General features: G+C 37.4%; 17 protein-coding genes and 1 pseudogene. 10 read left to right on the forward strand and 8 right to left on the reverse strand.

What is annotated here, in order from left to right:
- Positions 1 to 315, reverse strand: coding sequence for a hypothetical protein (locus tag BHE19_RS20395; RefSeq protein ID WP_070908634.1), 315 nt, complete (start codon positions 313 to 315; stop codon positions 1 to 3).
- Positions 316 to 797: 482 nt separating this feature from the next.
- Between BHE19_RS20395 and BHE19_RS20400 the strand changes: the two genes are divergently transcribed.
- Positions 798 to 1,082: a hypothetical protein gene (locus BHE19_RS20400; RefSeq protein ID WP_070908667.1), complete on the forward strand. Its 285-nt coding sequence runs from the start codon at positions 798 to 800 to the stop codon at positions 1,080 to 1,082.
- Positions 1,083 to 1,395: 313 nt separating this feature from the next.
- Here the strand turns inward: BHE19_RS20400 and BHE19_RS20405 are convergent, their stop codons facing one another.
- Positions 1,396 to 2,544 carry a hypothetical protein gene (locus BHE19_RS20405; protein WP_123923479.1) on the reverse strand — a complete coding sequence of 383 codons (1,149 nt, stop codon included), beginning with the start codon at positions 2,542 to 2,544 and terminating at the stop codon, positions 1,396 to 1,398.
- Between the two features lie 198 nt (positions 2,545 to 2,742).
- On the opposite strand from BHE19_RS20405, the gene BHE19_RS22685 reads away from it, so the two are divergent.
- Positions 2,743 to 2,883, forward strand: a complete 141-nt coding sequence (locus BHE19_RS22685; RefSeq protein WP_123923477.1) for a hypothetical protein — start codon at positions 2,743 to 2,745, stop codon at positions 2,881 to 2,883.
- 280 nt (positions 2,884 to 3,163) lie between these two features.
- Positions 3,164 to 3,718, forward strand: coding sequence for a hypothetical protein (locus BHE19_RS20410; RefSeq protein WP_070908636.1), 555 nt, complete (start codon positions 3,164 to 3,166; stop codon positions 3,716 to 3,718).
- Between the two features lie 720 nt (positions 3,719 to 4,438).
- Here BHE19_RS20410 and drt2 read toward each other — a convergent pair.
- Entirely contained in the window at positions 4,439 to 6,025 is a 1,587-nt protein-coding gene (gene drt2 / locus BHE19_RS20420) for an antiviral reverse transcriptase Drt2 (RefSeq protein ID WP_070908638.1), read from the reverse strand.
- 1,336 nt (positions 6,026 to 7,361) lie between these two features.
- On the opposite strand from drt2, the gene BHE19_RS20425 reads away from it, so the two are divergent.
- A complete protein-coding gene (locus BHE19_RS20425; protein ID WP_070908639.1) occupies positions 7,362 to 7,646 on the forward strand; it encodes a hypothetical protein in 285 nt (94 codons plus the stop codon).
- Positions 7,647 to 8,096: 450 nt separating this feature from the next.
- On the opposite strand, the gene BHE19_RS20430 is transcribed toward BHE19_RS20425, so the two are convergent.
- The 3 genes from BHE19_RS20430 to BHE19_RS20440 form a co-directional block, all read right to left on the reverse strand.
- Positions 8,097 to 8,747: a nucleotidyl transferase AbiEii/AbiGii toxin family protein gene (locus tag BHE19_RS20430; protein ID WP_070908640.1), complete on the reverse strand. Its 651-nt coding sequence runs from the start codon at positions 8,745 to 8,747 to the stop codon at positions 8,097 to 8,099.
- A complete protein-coding gene (locus BHE19_RS20435) occupies positions 8,747 to 9,259 on the reverse strand; it encodes a helix-turn-helix transcriptional regulator (protein ID WP_070908641.1) in 513 nt (170 codons plus the stop codon). The genes BHE19_RS20430 and BHE19_RS20435 overlap by 1 nt, the downstream gene beginning before the upstream one ends.
- 382 nt (positions 9,260 to 9,641) lie before the next feature.
- Positions 9,642 to 10,745: an IS110 family RNA-guided transposase gene (locus tag BHE19_RS20440; protein WP_207544136.1), complete on the reverse strand. Its 1,104-nt coding sequence runs from the start codon at positions 10,743 to 10,745 to the stop codon at positions 9,642 to 9,644.
- 288 nt (positions 10,746 to 11,033) lie between these two features.
- On the opposite strand from BHE19_RS20440, the gene BHE19_RS20445 reads away from it, so the two are divergent.
- The 6 genes from BHE19_RS20445 to BHE19_RS20460 all read left to right on the forward strand — a co-directional run bounded on the left by BHE19_RS20445 (position 11,034) and on the right by BHE19_RS20460 (position 14,662).
- A complete protein-coding gene (locus BHE19_RS20445; protein ID WP_070908642.1) occupies positions 11,034 to 11,423 on the forward strand; it encodes a single-stranded DNA-binding protein in 390 nt (129 codons plus the stop codon).
- Between the two features lie 257 nt (positions 11,424 to 11,680).
- Positions 11,681 to 11,779 (forward strand): hypothetical protein, encoded by a 99-nt coding sequence (locus tag BHE19_RS23115; RefSeq protein ID WP_428979074.1) that lies wholly within the window; start codon positions 11,681 to 11,683, stop codon positions 11,777 to 11,779.
- A gap of 430 nt (positions 11,780 to 12,209) precedes the next feature.
- Positions 12,210 to 12,674 carry a PcfJ domain-containing protein gene (locus BHE19_RS23000; RefSeq protein WP_070908643.1) on the forward strand — a complete coding sequence of 155 codons (465 nt, stop codon included), beginning with the start codon at positions 12,210 to 12,212 and terminating at the stop codon, positions 12,672 to 12,674.
- Between the two features lie 78 nt (positions 12,675 to 12,752).
- Positions 12,753 to 13,406: a helix-turn-helix domain-containing protein gene (locus BHE19_RS23005; RefSeq protein ID WP_230001308.1), complete on the forward strand. Its 654-nt coding sequence runs from the start codon at positions 12,753 to 12,755 to the stop codon at positions 13,404 to 13,406.
- Positions 13,407 to 13,685: 279 nt separating this feature from the next.
- Positions 13,686 to 14,048: a Mu transposase domain-containing protein gene (locus BHE19_RS23105; protein ID WP_394332188.1), complete on the forward strand. Its 363-nt coding sequence runs from the start codon at positions 13,686 to 13,688 to the stop codon at positions 14,046 to 14,048.
- A gap of 362 nt (positions 14,049 to 14,410) precedes the next feature.
- Positions 14,411 to 14,662 carry an ATP-binding protein gene (locus BHE19_RS20460; RefSeq protein WP_070908644.1) on the forward strand — a complete coding sequence of 84 codons (252 nt, stop codon included), beginning with the start codon at positions 14,411 to 14,413 and terminating at the stop codon, positions 14,660 to 14,662.
- A 135-nt stretch (positions 14,663 to 14,797) separates the two neighbouring features.
- Here the strand turns inward: BHE19_RS20460 and BHE19_RS23110 are convergent.
- Positions 14,798 to 15,067, reverse strand: a pseudogene (locus BHE19_RS23110) (zincin-like metallopeptidase domain-containing protein); the annotation flags it as partial.
- 453 nt (positions 15,068 to 15,520) lie between these two features.
- Positions 15,521 to 17,064 (reverse strand): OmpA family protein (locus BHE19_RS20465; RefSeq protein ID WP_070908645.1); only part of this gene is annotated, 1,544 nt, incomplete at its 5' end.

Here is a 17,064-nt window from a genome sequence, read left to right on the forward strand (position 1 = left end):
TTAAAGTCCTCTTTTAATATCGTAAAAACTCTTTTCCAGTTCTCTAGATTCAGCAATTAAACCCATTACATTTTCATAATATTTTACAATGGCATCATCTGTTAGAATTACCTTGTTCCACTGCATCCGACATTCGAACTTTAAAAACCAAAGTTCTTTTCTAAGCTCAACAGCATCATCACGATTAGTAGAAATAAAATCTAACTCATCATTGTTAAATAATAGTTGAATTAATTTGTACTCACGGCTTGCCGGATTAAAGCCACACACTTTAAGTAAGTGTTGTTCAACTGCAATTTTTTCATTTGTGTTCATCTTCATCGTAGTTTAGAGCTACAAAACTAACACAGATAGTAACAACGCAATACAAATTCAATGTTCCAATTTAGAACAAAATGAAAAAACTCAATAAAAAAGCCAATCTAGTTAGATTGCCTTTTTTAAAATTAACACACTTTATTTTACTTTGCTAATTTTTCTAATTCTGTAATTCTAGCCATAGCCCCGATAGCAGCGGAAATCCTTCTGTGCCGGGGTTCGGCGCAGAAGATTAGAGCGGATAGCGGGAAAAAGCTCCTAAAAAGCAATATTAAGCCTAAAAAAAATATAACATGACAAATTCAGATACAAAACGGAATTACCCTCAGCACGGCGGTAATTTCCAATCCGCAGTTTAGATCATTGAATATCTATGACCAGCATTTACGGAAAACTGAAACAGCTTCATCAAAAAAAGAAACAGAAACATTCCCAAAACAATCTGTCCAAAAAGGAATAAAATCTAAGTTAAAACAATGATGGAACAATTAAATCCTCTAGCGGAATTCTTTAGATCAATAGAAAAAGACCAGCGCATCAGCATTACCCATATTGGAATTTTTGCGGCACTGCTCCAATTCAGAGCAAATAAGGGCAATATAAATCCTATCAAAGCCTATAGGCACGAAATTATGAAAATAGCCAAAATAACCGGTCCTGTAACGTATCACAGGTGCATAAAGGATTTAAATGAATATGGATATATAGATTACGTCCCTAAAAAAAACAGAAACCAGAAAAGCATCATTTATTTTCTTGTTTAAAAGTCGAGCTGCCATTTTTTGGATTGCAAAAATAACTTTTATTCCCGATCCCAGATACTCGGACTCGGAAAAAAGGTATGCCACCCAGCACAATATCAAACAGGATGTAAGCAGCACACACAGACAGCCATACCCGCAGGAGCATGAAATCAATCTGCCGAGGCACCGGATGAAATTCTGAGCTTTAATTATGGTATGTTAGAATATCACAGATCCAGTATTAGTAAATATAAACCCCAACCAGCTTCATGAGGCCAAAGCCGCTAGAGGCTATCACCGTGCCATTGCAGAAGCGCCTTATCTTTCCCTGCATCTAAACCCTTTCAAATCCATTGTTCAGTGCATATCCTTCCTTAAGCCCAGTATCATGCAGAAACTTGATATAGATGTACTTTCCTTTTACATTGTGGAGCTGCACCTCGGTCCCTTCCGATATCTCGCAGACCGTTCTGCTGTTTGCGTGCGCTTTGGCAAAAACGGTCTTGTATCCGATGGTGCGCGCGTTGATCGGGGAGCCGCTTAAGGCCGGTTTGTCCGTAATTTTGTCTTTCGTAAACTCATAGCCATATGTAAGGGACCATGTCATCACCAATTGCACAAAGATGTAGGATATTATAGAAAAATTTGAGGAATCGGGATTAGTCGTCTTTAGCAGCTCTTGGAGAAAATCCTCGCTGATATGTCCCGAACCCGACAGCAATTCAAGAGCCTTATTGTAGGTGGCCAGCACGTTTTCAAGGACAAAAAGCGCAAGCGGCGTCGCTGCGCCGACTGCAGCATCCTGCCTTATAGCGGTTTCGAAGTCAAACGCAACCTCCGAGAGGTCTTCGTCCTGCATTTCAGCTATTTCTGCAATAGCGCTCTCCACATTGCTGACATAGCGCTCGACGGATTCCGTAACCACTTCTCTTATGTCCCTATTTTCCAAAGCATCCCTATCCTGCGCAGCAGCTGAAAGCTGTCCTCTAGCTACATAATCCTTAAGCCTTAGAATTTCCTCTGCTTGCAGGGAAACCAAACTTTTTGATACGGAATTGGCCTGCTGGGCCATTCTGCTGGCCTCATTCCACTGCATGCTTATGGAAGTCTGTCCGGCTAAGGCGGCCAGCGAGGCGCTTGCTGCAGAACTTCGAAAAGCGGCACCATTCATAATCTGGTCGATACTGGCCTGCAGCATGGTAGTCTTTAATGCCCCATCATACTGATGCATGAAACTCATTGTTCTCTCCGATATGCTTGCGAAGGCATCCTTGACGCTGTTCGAAGATTTCGCCGCCAAGTCCAGATAATCCATCGTATCCCTTGCACTGCCAAAAACAGCCTTCAGCATTGTGGCTTCGTTTCGAGGCTTGGCCCACTCGCTCAAATGCAGCGAATTTAACTGGCTCATTACATCCAGAGTCCTTGTCTTCTCATATATGCTGTCCATTCCCATCAGGGATCTGCGGTATTCATCAAACATATCTACTGATTTAAATTTTACTGCCTTCAACAATTAGCTGCTTTCTAGTCTACTGCTGCTTTTTTTATTATATCCTATTGTCCAATTGCATTCCCTGCTTCTACTGCTTTTCCGAACTTTTCCAATATTGCTATTCTCCCGTAAATATAATCCAGATTTTTAAAAGAATCGTTATTAAATATATTATCGGCCAATCTAATGCCCGAAAAGGAAGAACCCAACAAGTATTTTACCGCACATTATCAGGAATTTGTCCAAGATCCCAACAAATACGGCTACATTATGTTCCATCAGATCATAACCCAACTTGAAGACAAAACCCTTGCTGATTTTGACTGATACATTAAAAGAATGACGCATTGAAAATAATCTTGGAACTAAAAAATACCGCTACCTCATTTTATGCTTTAAACAGACAGTTTATCCAAACAAAGCGGCACCAGCTGCCGGCCAAAATAAAATCAGTCTAAAAGTAACCGACTGCCCCAATAAGCCGTTTAACATTTTTTACTATAGATTTGCCAGATCCAAATAATGGCTTAATTTAGTGCTGCAAAGCCTGCAACGCATATGCTCTGCCATCATCCAAAACCCTAACCAAAATAACCATTACATTAAAATGAACCTAAATATCAGATTCGCACTGCTTGTGCTGGCATCTTTAGCGACGGGCTGCAACAGCTCAACCAAAGAAAAAGAACTGGAACTCAAGGAAAAAGAACTCCTGCTGAAAGAGAAAGAGCTTTCCCTGAAGGAAAAGCAGGCAGACAGGCCAAAAATAACGACAAATGATGCCGTAAGGCTGGCCGAGAAGCAGTTCAGAAAATACCTCCCTAAAATCCTGGCCTCGCATGACGCGGCGCTAGACATCCAGCAGTCCTACACAGGTGATTTTACCGGAGACGGAATTGAAGATGTTGCGCTATATTTCTGCCTTGTCCCAAAAGACGGAGGAAATGCAATTGTCGCACAGGGTCTGACACTGTATCAGAACAGCGGCTTTGATGTCAAGGTCATTGCAGGCTACGAACCAGACACCATGTTCCAGTTTGACAAGATCACAGGCGGCCAGATCCATGTCGAACTGCTGGAATATGCCGAAAATGACGGGCACTGCTGCCCCTCCATAAGGACTCCCCACATCCTTACCATTTCAGGAAGCAATGCTTTTTAGCCCCGATAGCAGTGGAAATCCTTTTGTGCCGGGGTTCGGCGCAAAAGATTGCAGCGTATAGCGGGAAAAAGCTCCTAAAAAATAATATCAAACCTAAAATAATCCCCTCCCTGATTACCTGACCGCTTTTCTGTAAATGGAGCCCCTTTTCCTGAAAAAAAAACGCCCCTACCCGCTTTGCATCTGATAAAGGACAGCCCGCCAAGATCCCCCCTATCGGGATTTTTGCGGCGCTGCTCCAATTCAGAGCAAATAAGGGCAATATCAATCCCATCAAAGCCTATAGGCATGAAATTATGAAAACAGCCAAAATAACCGGCCCTGTTACGTATCACAGGTGCATAAAGGATTTAAATGAATACGGCTATATAAACTGCGTCCCCAAAAAAAACAGAAACCAGAAAAGCGTCATTTATTTTCTTGTTTGAAAGGGAGGTTCTGACATAGTTATAAAATTAAAGTTAAAGATTGAAATAACACAATTTAGAGGGTTAATAAAATATCTATATGACCCTGTCAAAAAATTGGTTTATTTCCGTTTCCATCCAACGGAAGAGTTTGATGAATTATTCTATAACTATATACAAGGACCATAGATTGATTGTTAAAAGTGAAATATACAGCATTGGAAAAAATGCCGAACCGCTGACAGCCTTTTGACTCAATTTCACCACAACTCTTTAAAAAAAAATTACAATGTAAGCATGGAGCTGATAAAATTTAAAACTTCAATTTTTTTCTACTCACCCTTCGTCCCTGTTCTTTCTTTTTGGTATATATATATTCTTTAAATTCGTGGCGTGTGAGAGATTTCATTAAAATCTCTTTTTCCATAATTGCAAAATGTGCAGACAGCTGTTTTCTAATAGATTTGGAATCCATCCCTTCCCGATAGGCTTTCATTGATTTAGAGTAATAACGCTTCTTTGAAGCCTTTACTGCATAAGAAAGAAAATTCCTTTTTCCCAGATGTGAATATCTTTCAAAAATCTGCTTTTTTAATATTTTATCTCTCTTGGATTTATCACTATACGCCATCATAACAGTCTTTACAATCCTGCCTTTCATTTTTCTAAAATAACGGGAAAGACTCCCGGGTCTGATATAAATTGAGACTCCATTAAACTCAAAACCGAGGTACTGCAGATTCCTGTAAAACTGCTGCTCATTCTGGGGAGTGAAAACTGGTGAAAATTTTTCAATTTTCTTCTGGTTAAATCCTCTGATTTTCCCAGATAATGTAGGCCTGAAATGGATTATTTCAGTTTTTTTTGTCTGAATAACCAGTTTATAAGCAGCTATTTCCTTTAGAACAATTTCATTGATTTGTACTGCCTTTTCAGAGTCACAGATTATCAAAAGATCATCGCAGTAGCGACGGTAGGTAAAGTCCAGCTCGATACTGAGATTAAATATTTTTTCATCAAAATCAATCAGGTAAATATTCGACAGCAGTGCGCTCATGGGCGAGCCTTGGGGTATTCCCCGGAAACTTTTTTCACCTGCTTGGGAAACTTTAGGAAGATTGACCGTAATAAGATTTCTCTTCCTTAGCAGATCAAACTTATTGTTGAACGTTGGACCGGCAGCATTGTCCGGCACTAAATCCAGAAGGGAGTTCCAGCTTGATGCCGTTTTTAAATCTATTTTAAAATGCTTCAATATACTGTCACGGCTTATGTAGCTGTATTTTGTCAGAGATCTGAAAATTTTATACTGGTCTTTTGTCAGCTCTTGAAGGTTCAGTATTTTACACCATTTACTTTTTAAAATAGTGTGGTCAATATTATCAAAATAACCCGTGATGTCAAGTGCGATTGAAGTGCAATGTCCGTTAGATGACGTCTTTTTCCTTACAGCTTCAAATGCTTCTTTGGCAAATTGTATATTACATTTCCCATCAAGATCTGATCTGTAGGCCAGAACACATTCACTAAAACCTTTAGCACGAATATAGTGCTGGTACTTTTCGGTTAAAGCAAAAGAATAATAACCATAAATATAAGAGTCAAAATGCGAAGCGAAAGCGATAGGTCTTATTTTAGTTTCCAGACCATAAGTTTTTTCGTTTTCCTGAAATCTGAATCTCGGTGTTTTAGTAAGTATTTTTACAAAAGGCAGAAAAGAATGTTTTGCTATAAGCTCCATATTTGACACGAGCTTTTTGATGTCATTGCTGTGTTTAAAGAAATTAAAATAAGGATCAAGATGAGGATAGGTTTTAAGTTCAAAACTCTCCTGGCTTTCGGCGGTCCTAGCTACAAAACGTTTCCATAAATCCTCAGTAAAGAGTAGAGTTTGCTTCATTACAATTTTATAGGGACACCAGCAGGAATGCAGTATCAGTCATTAACATTTCCTGCTGATGTACAATGTTAAACATTGCTTGGCAGACGACCGATTTCCATCGTCCTGGGGTTTACACCCATTCATGCCTTAATCCTCACATTGGCTGATAGAATTCTGTTCTCAGCACTTCAGATTGGCTTTTTTTTTTCCAACCTTCCCAAGATTACCGGCAGTCTGACTGAACTGCTTTTGTGGACCTTGAAACCTTGCAGAAATGTTTTACACCTGCTCGGACATACCAGACAGAGCCCGGGAAATCTTACAAACAATAGAAATGTTATGAAAGCAACTTTAATCTTGACATTATGGCTGATATTTCGTATATTGGTGGAATATTTCTTCCCCTTTGGTACAGAAATTGCAGTGTATGTCATAAATCACATTCTGTCTGTCGCGATAGGCAGAATAGTCAACTTAAACATTCAACCCTCCGGACTTTACCGAAGGCACTTATATAATTCAAAATCTGTGCCATAAATGATTCTTCCATCTTCTTGAGGTATAACGTTCTATAGATATCTGTTTTTGGCAGAAGGTTTATTGATTTTGAAATATTTGTCAGATATCTGATGACATATATGACATATACCATCCCTGTTTTTTTTTCGAATCCTGTAAGGTTTTTTCGGTCACTTTCTCATTTATGATTAGCAGTACACCAACTTGGTTTGATTAATTGGCTAATTCATACCTACTCTGTGGTTGCCTGTCACAAAAAATATGCAAGCTAATACTTTAGCCCCGATAGCAGTGGAAATCCTTTTGTGCCGGGGTTCGGCACAAAAGATTGCAACGTATAGCGGGAAAAAGCTCCTAAAAAACAGCACTATATACAACTCACAAAGATGATCACTATGAATTAGATTCCGGCAATAAAAGATTGCCCAGGCAGTTCGCTAACGCTCCGGTGTAAGATACAGCGGGACCAGCTCCAAAAAAACAATATCAAACCTAAAAAAAATAATACTATATACAATTGACCATGATGACCACTTCAAAGCAGTTTCCCTGACAGTTCCTGATACGTGATTCATCCAGGTCTAAAACTAAATCAGCTGATTCTAAGCTATAATAAAACAGCATCAGGAAAAGCAAAACAACTGATTCAAAGCTATTGGTGCACAAATAAGAGATTCACTATATCATTGTTATATTCCCTAGCAAGCTTACTGCCTGCACAAAGTCGGCCAAAATAAGCCGCACTGGCGCCGTTTCATAAAAAAAGCAAACTAAATAACAATCATTAAAATTCATTTTTATGACAGCGTGAATAAAAATCTAAATAACAAGAGTAATGGACCAGCTAAATCCTTTAACGCAATTCTTCAAAGCAATAGAAAAAGACCGGCGTATCAGCATTACGCATATTGGAATTTTTGCGGCATTACTACAATTCAGAACTACTGCCGGTTATATTAATCCTATTAAAGCCTATAGGCATGAAATTATGAAGATTGCTAAAATAAGCGGCCCTGTTACCTACCATAGATGTATCAGAGACCTAAATGATTACGGTTATATAAATTATCTTCCAAAGAGAAATAAAAATCAGAAGAGCATAATATATTTCACCGTTTAAGAGTTTACTAAAATTCTCAGTAAAAGATAGCAAAGCTATTTTTATGAGAAACTTGAGTTCTTTATCTCACAAGTAGATATTTTTTTTGCCACAAAAAGTTTAGGTGTTTTTTAAAGATATTTCACCACTTTAAGTTTTGTGGCAGAATCGTGGCACATGCTGTTTTTGGGAACCAGAAATGTAGCAAATTCAAGGTCAAAAAAGGTGAGGCTCAAAACTGTATTACAATCTGACATCTGTCATAAAACTAATCATTGAAATAATTGATTTGATGGCAGATAATAAAATAGAATATCACTGGAGTGATGGACATTACGAAAACTTTGATCTTAGAAAAGAAGTTCCAAACCAGTAACAGTCCCAATAAAAAGAAGTCTGTTGTGATTATTAAATAAAAAACGGGCATATGAAACTTTTGTCAGACATACAGTACATGTGATATACCACTATCTAAGCCTTCTTTACTTTTTTCACAGCAGCTTCAATATCTTCTTTGACAAACTCCCAGTATTTACCTTTAAGGCACTCAGGATCAAAATCATCATCAGCTGAACTAAAATCCGTAAAGTTTTTCATGATCTGCGCTTGATCGTGTGTATATTCGCTTCTAATCTTATGAAACCTCAGCATTTTACCAATATTGTACTTGGGCAGAAGTTCGTGAAGATCCCAGAAATCCTTCTTACGTCCTCCCCTTGAAACAACATCCACCTTCATGGCAATGATCTCCTCCACTGTGGCCATACGTACCCCTTCAATTACAATAGCATCCTGGATAAACTTGTCATTGCTGTAATAAACATCCAGCTTTACTGTGTTTTCCCTGTCGATCCCTATAAGAAAAGATCTGCCCATGGCAGTAATACCTCCAAAAACTTTATCTACATATGGGAAATTTTCCCTCAAATACCCTTCAAGCACATCAAAATCTACGCTGTTGTAATCCTCATCTGTGAAAAGATCAATATCAACAGAAAGCCGGTGTCCGATCTGAAGGCTCAGAGCTGTACCGCCAACAAGCCGAAATACCTCAAACTCTTCAGCCTGCATCAGCCTTAGAAGACTCTCCTTTAAAAGCGGATTTACCGTTTTCCAATACATCACGACCTTTTGGCTTTACTGTAATTCGGACTTGCGGTAAAGTGGGGCTTTGCAGCCGTTTCGCGAAGAACAGGCTTTATTTTCTCAATACCGTAAAAACGTACAATTTCTTTTTTCTCACTCATGTTTCCGCGCTCAAAAACCCTCGAGATAACAGCCTTCGACTGCTTCTCCCAATTAATCGCATCGATATTGGTATCCCAGAAAAGTCCTCTGCGAAGACGGCTCAATTCAGGATGCCGCCTCTGTGCTGATTTTTCTTTCTCCTTTTTAATATCGTAATAAACTTGTAATACCAGCAGCGCCCCTTCTGGAACACCAAGGGCTTCTTCTATTTTAATGGCCAAAGCAGTATTCAGATTTCTCTTTCCCTTTACAATCGCATTGATAGTCTGAGCATGCTCAGAGAGGGTATGCGCAAAAGAAAGCTGGGATATGTTTCTCTTATCCAGCTCACGCTTCAGTACAGCACCGGGATGAATCCCCTTATATTTTTCATAGTCCCTTTTCATACTGCAAATATAAACAAATTTGTTTACATAACAATCTGTCTGACTGCTGCTAAATACACTAAAAAAACAGGAACACTTTCATTGAAAACAGGCTAAAAGGGCAGCCAAAGTAGTGCCCGCCGTCTCCTGCATGCGCATAACGGCTCACGACGCCCTTCGGGACTTATAGCACTCCGGCTCCTTATCCGGACACTTGATTTGTGCTTTCTTTTTTCCCGTTTTCTTCTGAAAATAATTTTTAATTGATAAGTTCTTTGACATAAATAAAACACTAGAGGGTAATATTTTCTTTTGCGCGCTCTTGGCTACAACTGTTTGTTCTTAGCGTTTAGGGGCAATTTCTTTTGCGCGATCACATTTGTGTCGGCAGCAAAAGACGACCTCAGAGGGCTTGGGTTATTTCAACCTCAATGCCCAATTTTTTTAGTTTGTCAATATAGGACTGAACTTGATTTTGCTTTCTTCTGGAATCAATGTAATCATAGCCTAATTCTAAATAAGGAACTTTATATTTTATCATGAAATAGGCAGCAGTCAGCATTTTATGACCAACAGCAACTAGAACTCTTTTTTTACCGCGTCTAACAAGAAGGCTTTCGTATTTTTTACGCAGATAACAATCTTTTACACCTGTCGCTGACCATGCACATTCTATTAACATTAGTTTCAAATGCTGATTGCCGCTTGTAATTCTGCTCGAGCTCATTTTTCCAGCACTCTCATTATTACCGGGGCAGACTCCTGCCCAAGATGCCAGATGATGAACTGTTGGGAATTTGTCCATATCAACACCTATCTCAGCAATCATAGAAGCGGCACTTATAGAATTAACTCCTGGAATTGTTTTTAAAAGATCAATCTCTGTTGAATATTGATTGCACAGTAAAGCTGTTTCTCTGTCTATCTTAGCGATCCTATAATTTATGTTTTCAATACTAAGTCGAATAGTCTCAAGCATAAATTTATGGTGATCAGTACGCTTACCTTTTAAAGCTTCTTTGAGAATATCTTTTTTCATTTTGATAGATCCATGACATAAGGCAAGTAGTTCTTCAAAATTATTATTGCCCTGCAGTAAAGCTGTTATGATTAAAATTCCTGTTTTACCAAATAAGTCCGTAATAACATTACTGAGTTTAAAATTAGCATCCTGAATAACTCTTTCAAATCGGTTCCGTTCTGCTGTTGCATTCTGTACGAGTTTTTTTCGATAACGAGTCAGGTCTCTTAAGTCTCTTATTGTATTTGGTGGAACAAAGCTTGCTTTCAACAAACCGCTAAAAAGGAGTTTAGCTAGCCATCGACTGTCCTTTTTATCGGTTTTATGCCCCGGAATATTCTTAAGATGCCTTGCATTTACAAGAAGTATTTCAAATTCATCACTGAGAATATTAAAAACAGGCTTCCAGTAAACACCTGTACTCTCTATTGACAAATGAGTGATCGCAAAAGGATTTAAGCCAACCGGATAAACCTCGCAGATCATTGGTATAAGTAGTAAAAGTTTTTGTCTCAGTTATGATACCTGTACCCATTACAGTCACAACCAAAGTATCACGATGCACATCCATGCCTGCGCCTCGCTCAACAACCTGAGGAAATGAGATTTGTGATTTCCATGATATAAAATTTACCATAAAGTTACGGTACCCCATTTTCATGGCTGTTTGCGCTTGCGTTTTTTTTATATCATGACAATTTCTTTTGAAAACAATTTTTGGGAGTACAGGGAGAAAGAAATTTTAAACAATAGTAATCACTAAAATTTAAAATCATGGAAATCACAGGACGAATTGTAAAAGACGCCTCCGTTTTTAAAGTAAAACAAAACCGTGAGGCCGTAAACTTCTCCATAGCAGTCAACGACAGCTATAAACCAAAAGACAGCACCGAGCTGAAAAAAATTGTCACCTACATCAACTGCTCCTACTGGCTTTCCGCCAAAAAAGCTCAATGGCTCAAAAAAGCCTCAGTAGTGGAACTCTTCGGGCGCATTAGTATGAATGTCTATATCGGGAACGATTCCGAGGCGCACGGCTCTCTGACCTTTCATACAAGTCACATTAAAATCCTCGCATTTGCTAAAAGTGAAAAGGAAACACTGCAGATAAGTGCAGGCGCTAAAGCCAATACCGAAAAAGAACCGGACGGCCTGCCCTTTTAATAAAACATTAAATGCATAAACCTTAAAAAAATCAGTTACGAAAGCCTTTGAAAAATCAATATACGCCGAGTTTGACCTTTGTCAAGCTTTCAATAAAATAATCCTTTCCAACTTGGAATCATACAGCGAAACCAAAAAAAGAAAAACTAAAATCCTTTATAGAAGATTTACAAAATGCAGGATGTATCAGCGGTATGATTTCCTAATTTATCTACTATACAGACTGCAAAAAATTCTACATCAAACATCTTGATGATTTGGAAAATATCCGCGAAGAACTCGAGAATTCCACTGTCTGGAATGCATCCACTCTTGGAAACCTCAACTGCAGAATGAGTCTTGCGCAAAATATATAAAATGTAATGCCTGCGGGGGAAAACTAAAAATACAGGGCTGTAACCAAGTACATTTCAGAGAAATCGAATACTCTGCCGTTTTAGAGATATGTGAAAGTTATCAGGTGGTACGCATTATCTGCTCACACAAACACATGAAAAAGAATTTCCCCCCGCTTACTCTCACAAAGAAGTCATGCAACATTGGATAAATCCAAAAGGCGAAGTGTGAACACTCTCACTGAGCACAAACGTTTTTTTTAATCTCTACGACGTTTGGAAATATTATTACCCACTTGAAATTCGCCCTAAGGATTTTCAGAACTCCTCAAAATACCACATTAACCCTTACAAGGTTTATCCCATAATGAAAATCCTGCCCCTTTTAAAACGCAATGGCTTTTAAACCGCTTTTTATGGTATCGCTCCACAAATCCTCTTCACTGCGCTTTTGAAAGATTCCATTGCAGAAACTATTCTCAAAGCTTCCCGAACTTCATTGCTCAGCTATTATCTGACCTCACGAGGACAAAACATAAAACAGAACTGGCAGGTAGTAAAAACCACTCTGAAATACCACTATAAAATTGAAGACTATAAAATATGGGAGTATTATATCGACCTGCTCCGATTCTTTAAAAAAGACCTCAGCACCGAGATGCTAGCCTGTCCTGAAAACCTCAATGAAGCACATGACAGGCTCGTTACAAAAAAAAGAAAAGTGCAGAGAAAAAAACACCTGCTGGAAATACGCTCAGAGATGCGCGAAGCACAGCAAATTTATGCCAAGCAAAAGAAACCTTTTTTCGGACTGTGTTTCTCCAAAGAAAACCTCAGCATATCTGTAATTGAAACCGTAAAGGATTTTATGGATCAAGGAGATGCCCTGCATAACTGCATTTTTACCAATGTGTAAATTCTGGTAAAAGTGACCACCCTATTCCGGTAAAAGAGATCAATTGACTCCGGTTCAAAGTGACCACCTCAAAAAGCCATGTTTGCAAAGAATATCTTACTTGTTTTTAAAACAAAAGATATGGCAAATAAACGACTAGATATGAGAAACATTTTGCAATTATTACGTTTATATACTCAAGGAGTAAGTAAGCTCCAAATAAGCAGACAATTAGATTTGTCGCGCAATACTGTAAAGAAATATATTGAATCATTTCATCAAAATTCTTTTACCTATCAAGAGTTATCAGGTCTTAGTAATGAAGATCTGGAAGAACTCTTTGATGGCCAGATAAAACCCGCTCCAGAAAAAAACATAGTTTTAGAATCCTTATTTCCCACGATAGAAAAAGAGTTAAAGCAAGTTGGTGTTACCCGCCATTTGCTCTGGGAAGAATATAGGGAACATTACCCTGATGGTTACAGTTATTCTCAGTTTTGCTATCATTATCAAAATTGGCGAGGCAAACTCAAGCCATCTATGCATATGCATCATAAGGCAGGAGATAAAGTTTTTGTAGACTATAACGGAAAGAAATTATCCGTTATTGACCAATCTACAGGAGAGCTTTATGAGGTAGAAGTTTTTGTAAGTGTTCTAGGGGCAAGCGGACTTACTTTTGTAGAGGCTACCAGAACCCACAACAAAGAAGACTTTATAGGAAGTCTGGTAAAAATGCTAGACTATTATTAGGGTGTTCCTAGTGCTATTGTAACTGATAATTTAAGAACTACTGTTAAAAAGAGTGATAAATATGAGCCCTTAGTAACGGAATATTTTCTAGACTTTGCTTCTCATTACGGAACTACGATACTACCTAACAGAGCTTATCATCCAAAAGATAAGGCTCTGGTTGAAAATGCAGTAAGAATAATTTATACCAGAATTTTTGCTCCTTTACGCAAAGAAGATTTTTTTACTATAGAAGCTTTGAATGATGCTATTTTGCCGCTTTTAGAAAAGCATAATACAATGTCTTTTAAAGGCAGGAAATACTCCAGATTAGATTTATTTAATGAAATAGAAAAAGAAACACTATCATTCTTACCTCTTAATGCCTATCAGCTTAAATGTTTTTCCAAAGCAACCGTCCATAAATCCAGTCATGTCTATCTCAACAAAGACAAACACTACTATAGTGTTCCTTTTATTTATATGGGTAAGAAGGTCTTGATTATTTACAGTAAAACCACTGTTGAAATTTATCATGGACAGCGCATAATAGCCTGTCATAGCAGAGATTATTCCAAATATCTTTATACGACAAATAAAGAACACATGCCTACATCATATCAGTTTGTGGCAGAGTGGAACCCCGAGAGGTTTATCCAATGAGGAACTTCTGTTGGAGAATTTTGTAAATCATTTATTACACAAATATTAGATAAAAAACAGCATCCAGAGCAATCTTATAAATCCTGTACCGGTGTACTAAGCTTAGCCAATAAAGTAGGCAATGACAGATTAAACAATGCTTGTAAGAGAGCGATGGATTATGAAAAAATCAATTACCCAATCATCAAATCTATCCTAGAGAAAGGATTAGATTTAATTGATGAAGATCCTACTATTGAAGACAAAGAAATACCCAAACATAATAATAATAATAATAATAATAATAATAATATCAGAGGTCGGGAATATTACAAATAATAACCATTAATAAATAACTGTATAAATGATCAAACGTTAAAAAAATGAAACAATTAAAGCTCTACGGGATGTCTAGAGCCTTTAATACTACTTTAAAAGCAAGTACCATTGATGAACTTATTACCTATTTAATTAACTCCGAATATGATGACAGAGAAAATCGAAAAGTAGAAAGATTAATCAATATTGCCAAGTTTAGATATAAAGCTTTTATGGAAGAAATCGATTTTGATAGTTCCAGACGAGTAGAGAAAAACCTGATAAACAGACTTGAGTTTTATGATTTTATATTTTAAACTACTTTTTAGACACCTTTTTGAGTTCATTTATATTGCTCACTTTCATCCAGAATTAGGTGGTCACTTCGTCCAAAATATCCACTTAGCCTCTTCTTTAGGTGTTTCTGCTGAATCAGTATCCGCATTTCTACCTTATATGTAATTGACATCCTCTTGGGATTGTGTCGAAACTTTGAGGAAAAAACGATTGCAATTTTTCAATTCATTGACCACAATTTTGTTACAACTTTTCAAGTACTTTGCCGAATTGTCTTTGGTTTGGAATAATATTCTCGCTTCAGAACACATAAGGACAACACCCAATTCCACAATAAGTTCTTCAAAAGCATAACTCTTACTTCTAAAACTTCCCGTCAAATCACTATTTAATCTTTTCTTTGCTCTTGTGGAATGGGTCAACTCATGTAAATAAGTTCAGTAATACGAAGCCTCTTTTAAAAAGCCTTAATGTTGGGCATATTGAGTTTATCTGTTGAGGGCTGATAATAAGCTCTGTCTCCAAGAAAATTCATCTGACAATAAATCTTCTTTTTTCTTAAGACTGTTTAAAAGTTAGTGAGATACTCCCCTAAATAATAGAATATACTAAACCTATTATAGATTTGATAAAAGGGGAATTTGCTATGTTATTTATTTTAAAACAAATAACTACATCAAATATAACAATTGTTTTAACACTCTTAAAAAAATAAAATCTGTTTTGTCATAAATAAAATATAAATTAATCTGTATAAAAGCTTAATACAATTGGATCTTCTTCCGGACTGTACGGCACAAAAAAAAGCTGCAAGATTACCTTGCAGCTTTTCATAACAATTTAATTGACTCAACTTTATTAAAAAAGCTAACTCTTTATTACATCGAAACAATAATGAACTCACTTCTTCGATTTGCCTGATGTTCTTCTGTAGTACATTTTACACCATCAGCACATTTATTCAGTAATTGTGTTTCTCCGTATCCTTTTCCGGTAATGCGATCAGCAGCTATTCCTTTTTTAACAAGCCATGCCACTGTTGCTTTAGCCCTTCTGTCGGATAGTTTTTCATTGTACGCATGTGTTTGTCTGCTGTCTGTGTGCGAGCGAACATCAATTTTCATGCTTGGATTTTGAATCATCACCTGACGGATTTTCTCTAACTCAATAGCGGCTTCTTTTCGAACAATCGATTTACCTAAATCGAAGTAAATCATTTTTATGTGTAAAATTTTCGCCAAATCATCACCAACAATCAATTTTTCAATCGTTTTTTCGACCACTTTTTGAGGCGTTTTTTTCAAAGGCAGTGTCAAACTTGTTTTATCGATCGCTTTAGGCAATTCATTAGTGTCATAATCTTGTCTTGCAGCGCGAACAAAGTATTCTTTATTGCAGTTTACTTTAAAACTATACTTCCCATCGGCTTTGGTTATTACCTCTCCTATTATCTGAAGCTGATTGTCCAGTAAATTTACTTTTGCATTCTCTAATACCAAATTTGTTTCGGCATCTATAACAGTTCCTGATAAAATCTCCTCACAAGGCAATTTTCTGGTTTCCGAAAAACGATAAACGTCATCATAACCATGTCCTCCATCTCTATTGGAGGAGAAAAAACCGGTTCTGCTTTTACTGTCTATTATAAAACCAAAATCATCCACTTTTGTATTTATAGGAGCTCCAACATTCTGAACTTCGCTAAAAGTCAAATCATTTTTAATAGTCGAAACATAGACATCAAGTCCTCCTAATCCCGGACGTCCGTCGCTGGCAAAATACAATTCATTGTCTCCTGATATAAAAGGAAAAGTTTCTCTTCCCTCAGTATTAATTGCGGCTCCCAGGTTTTCAGGTTTACCAAAACTGCCATCCGTATTAATCGTCACACTATACAAATCTGATTGTCCAAAAGTACCCGGCATGTCTGAAGCAAAGTATAACTTTTTTTCATCTACACTTAATGTCGGATGTGCCACACTGTATTGATCACTGTTAAAAGGCAATTCAACAATATTCGTCCATTTACCTTTTATGTAACTTGCCTTATACAATTTTAACAAAGTGACCTTCTTGTCGTCTGTCCCTTTTGTACCGTTTAGAAAATTGTTTCTGGTAAAATACATCGTTAATCCGTCTTTTGTAAAAACAGGAGTCGATTCATTAAATTTTGAATTAATCTTATTCTCAAAACGTTTCGGAATTCCTACACTACCATCGGCGTTTAATTCTGCCGAATAAAGATTTGTAAACGATTTATTGGTCCATTTAAATTTTGCTTTGGCAACTCCGCCCGTGTCTCTGGCAGACGCAAATACCAATTTATTATCTAAAAAAGAACTTCCATAATCTGAGTATCTTGAATTAATTCCGGCATCGGCTATTTCAAATCTCCCTGAATTGTTTTTTATCTGCTCTAAAT

It is taken from the genome of Flavobacterium tructae (genome assembly GCF_001853485.1).
Lineage (GTDB): Bacteria > Bacteroidota > Bacteroidia > Flavobacteriales > Flavobacteriaceae > Flavobacterium > Flavobacterium tructae.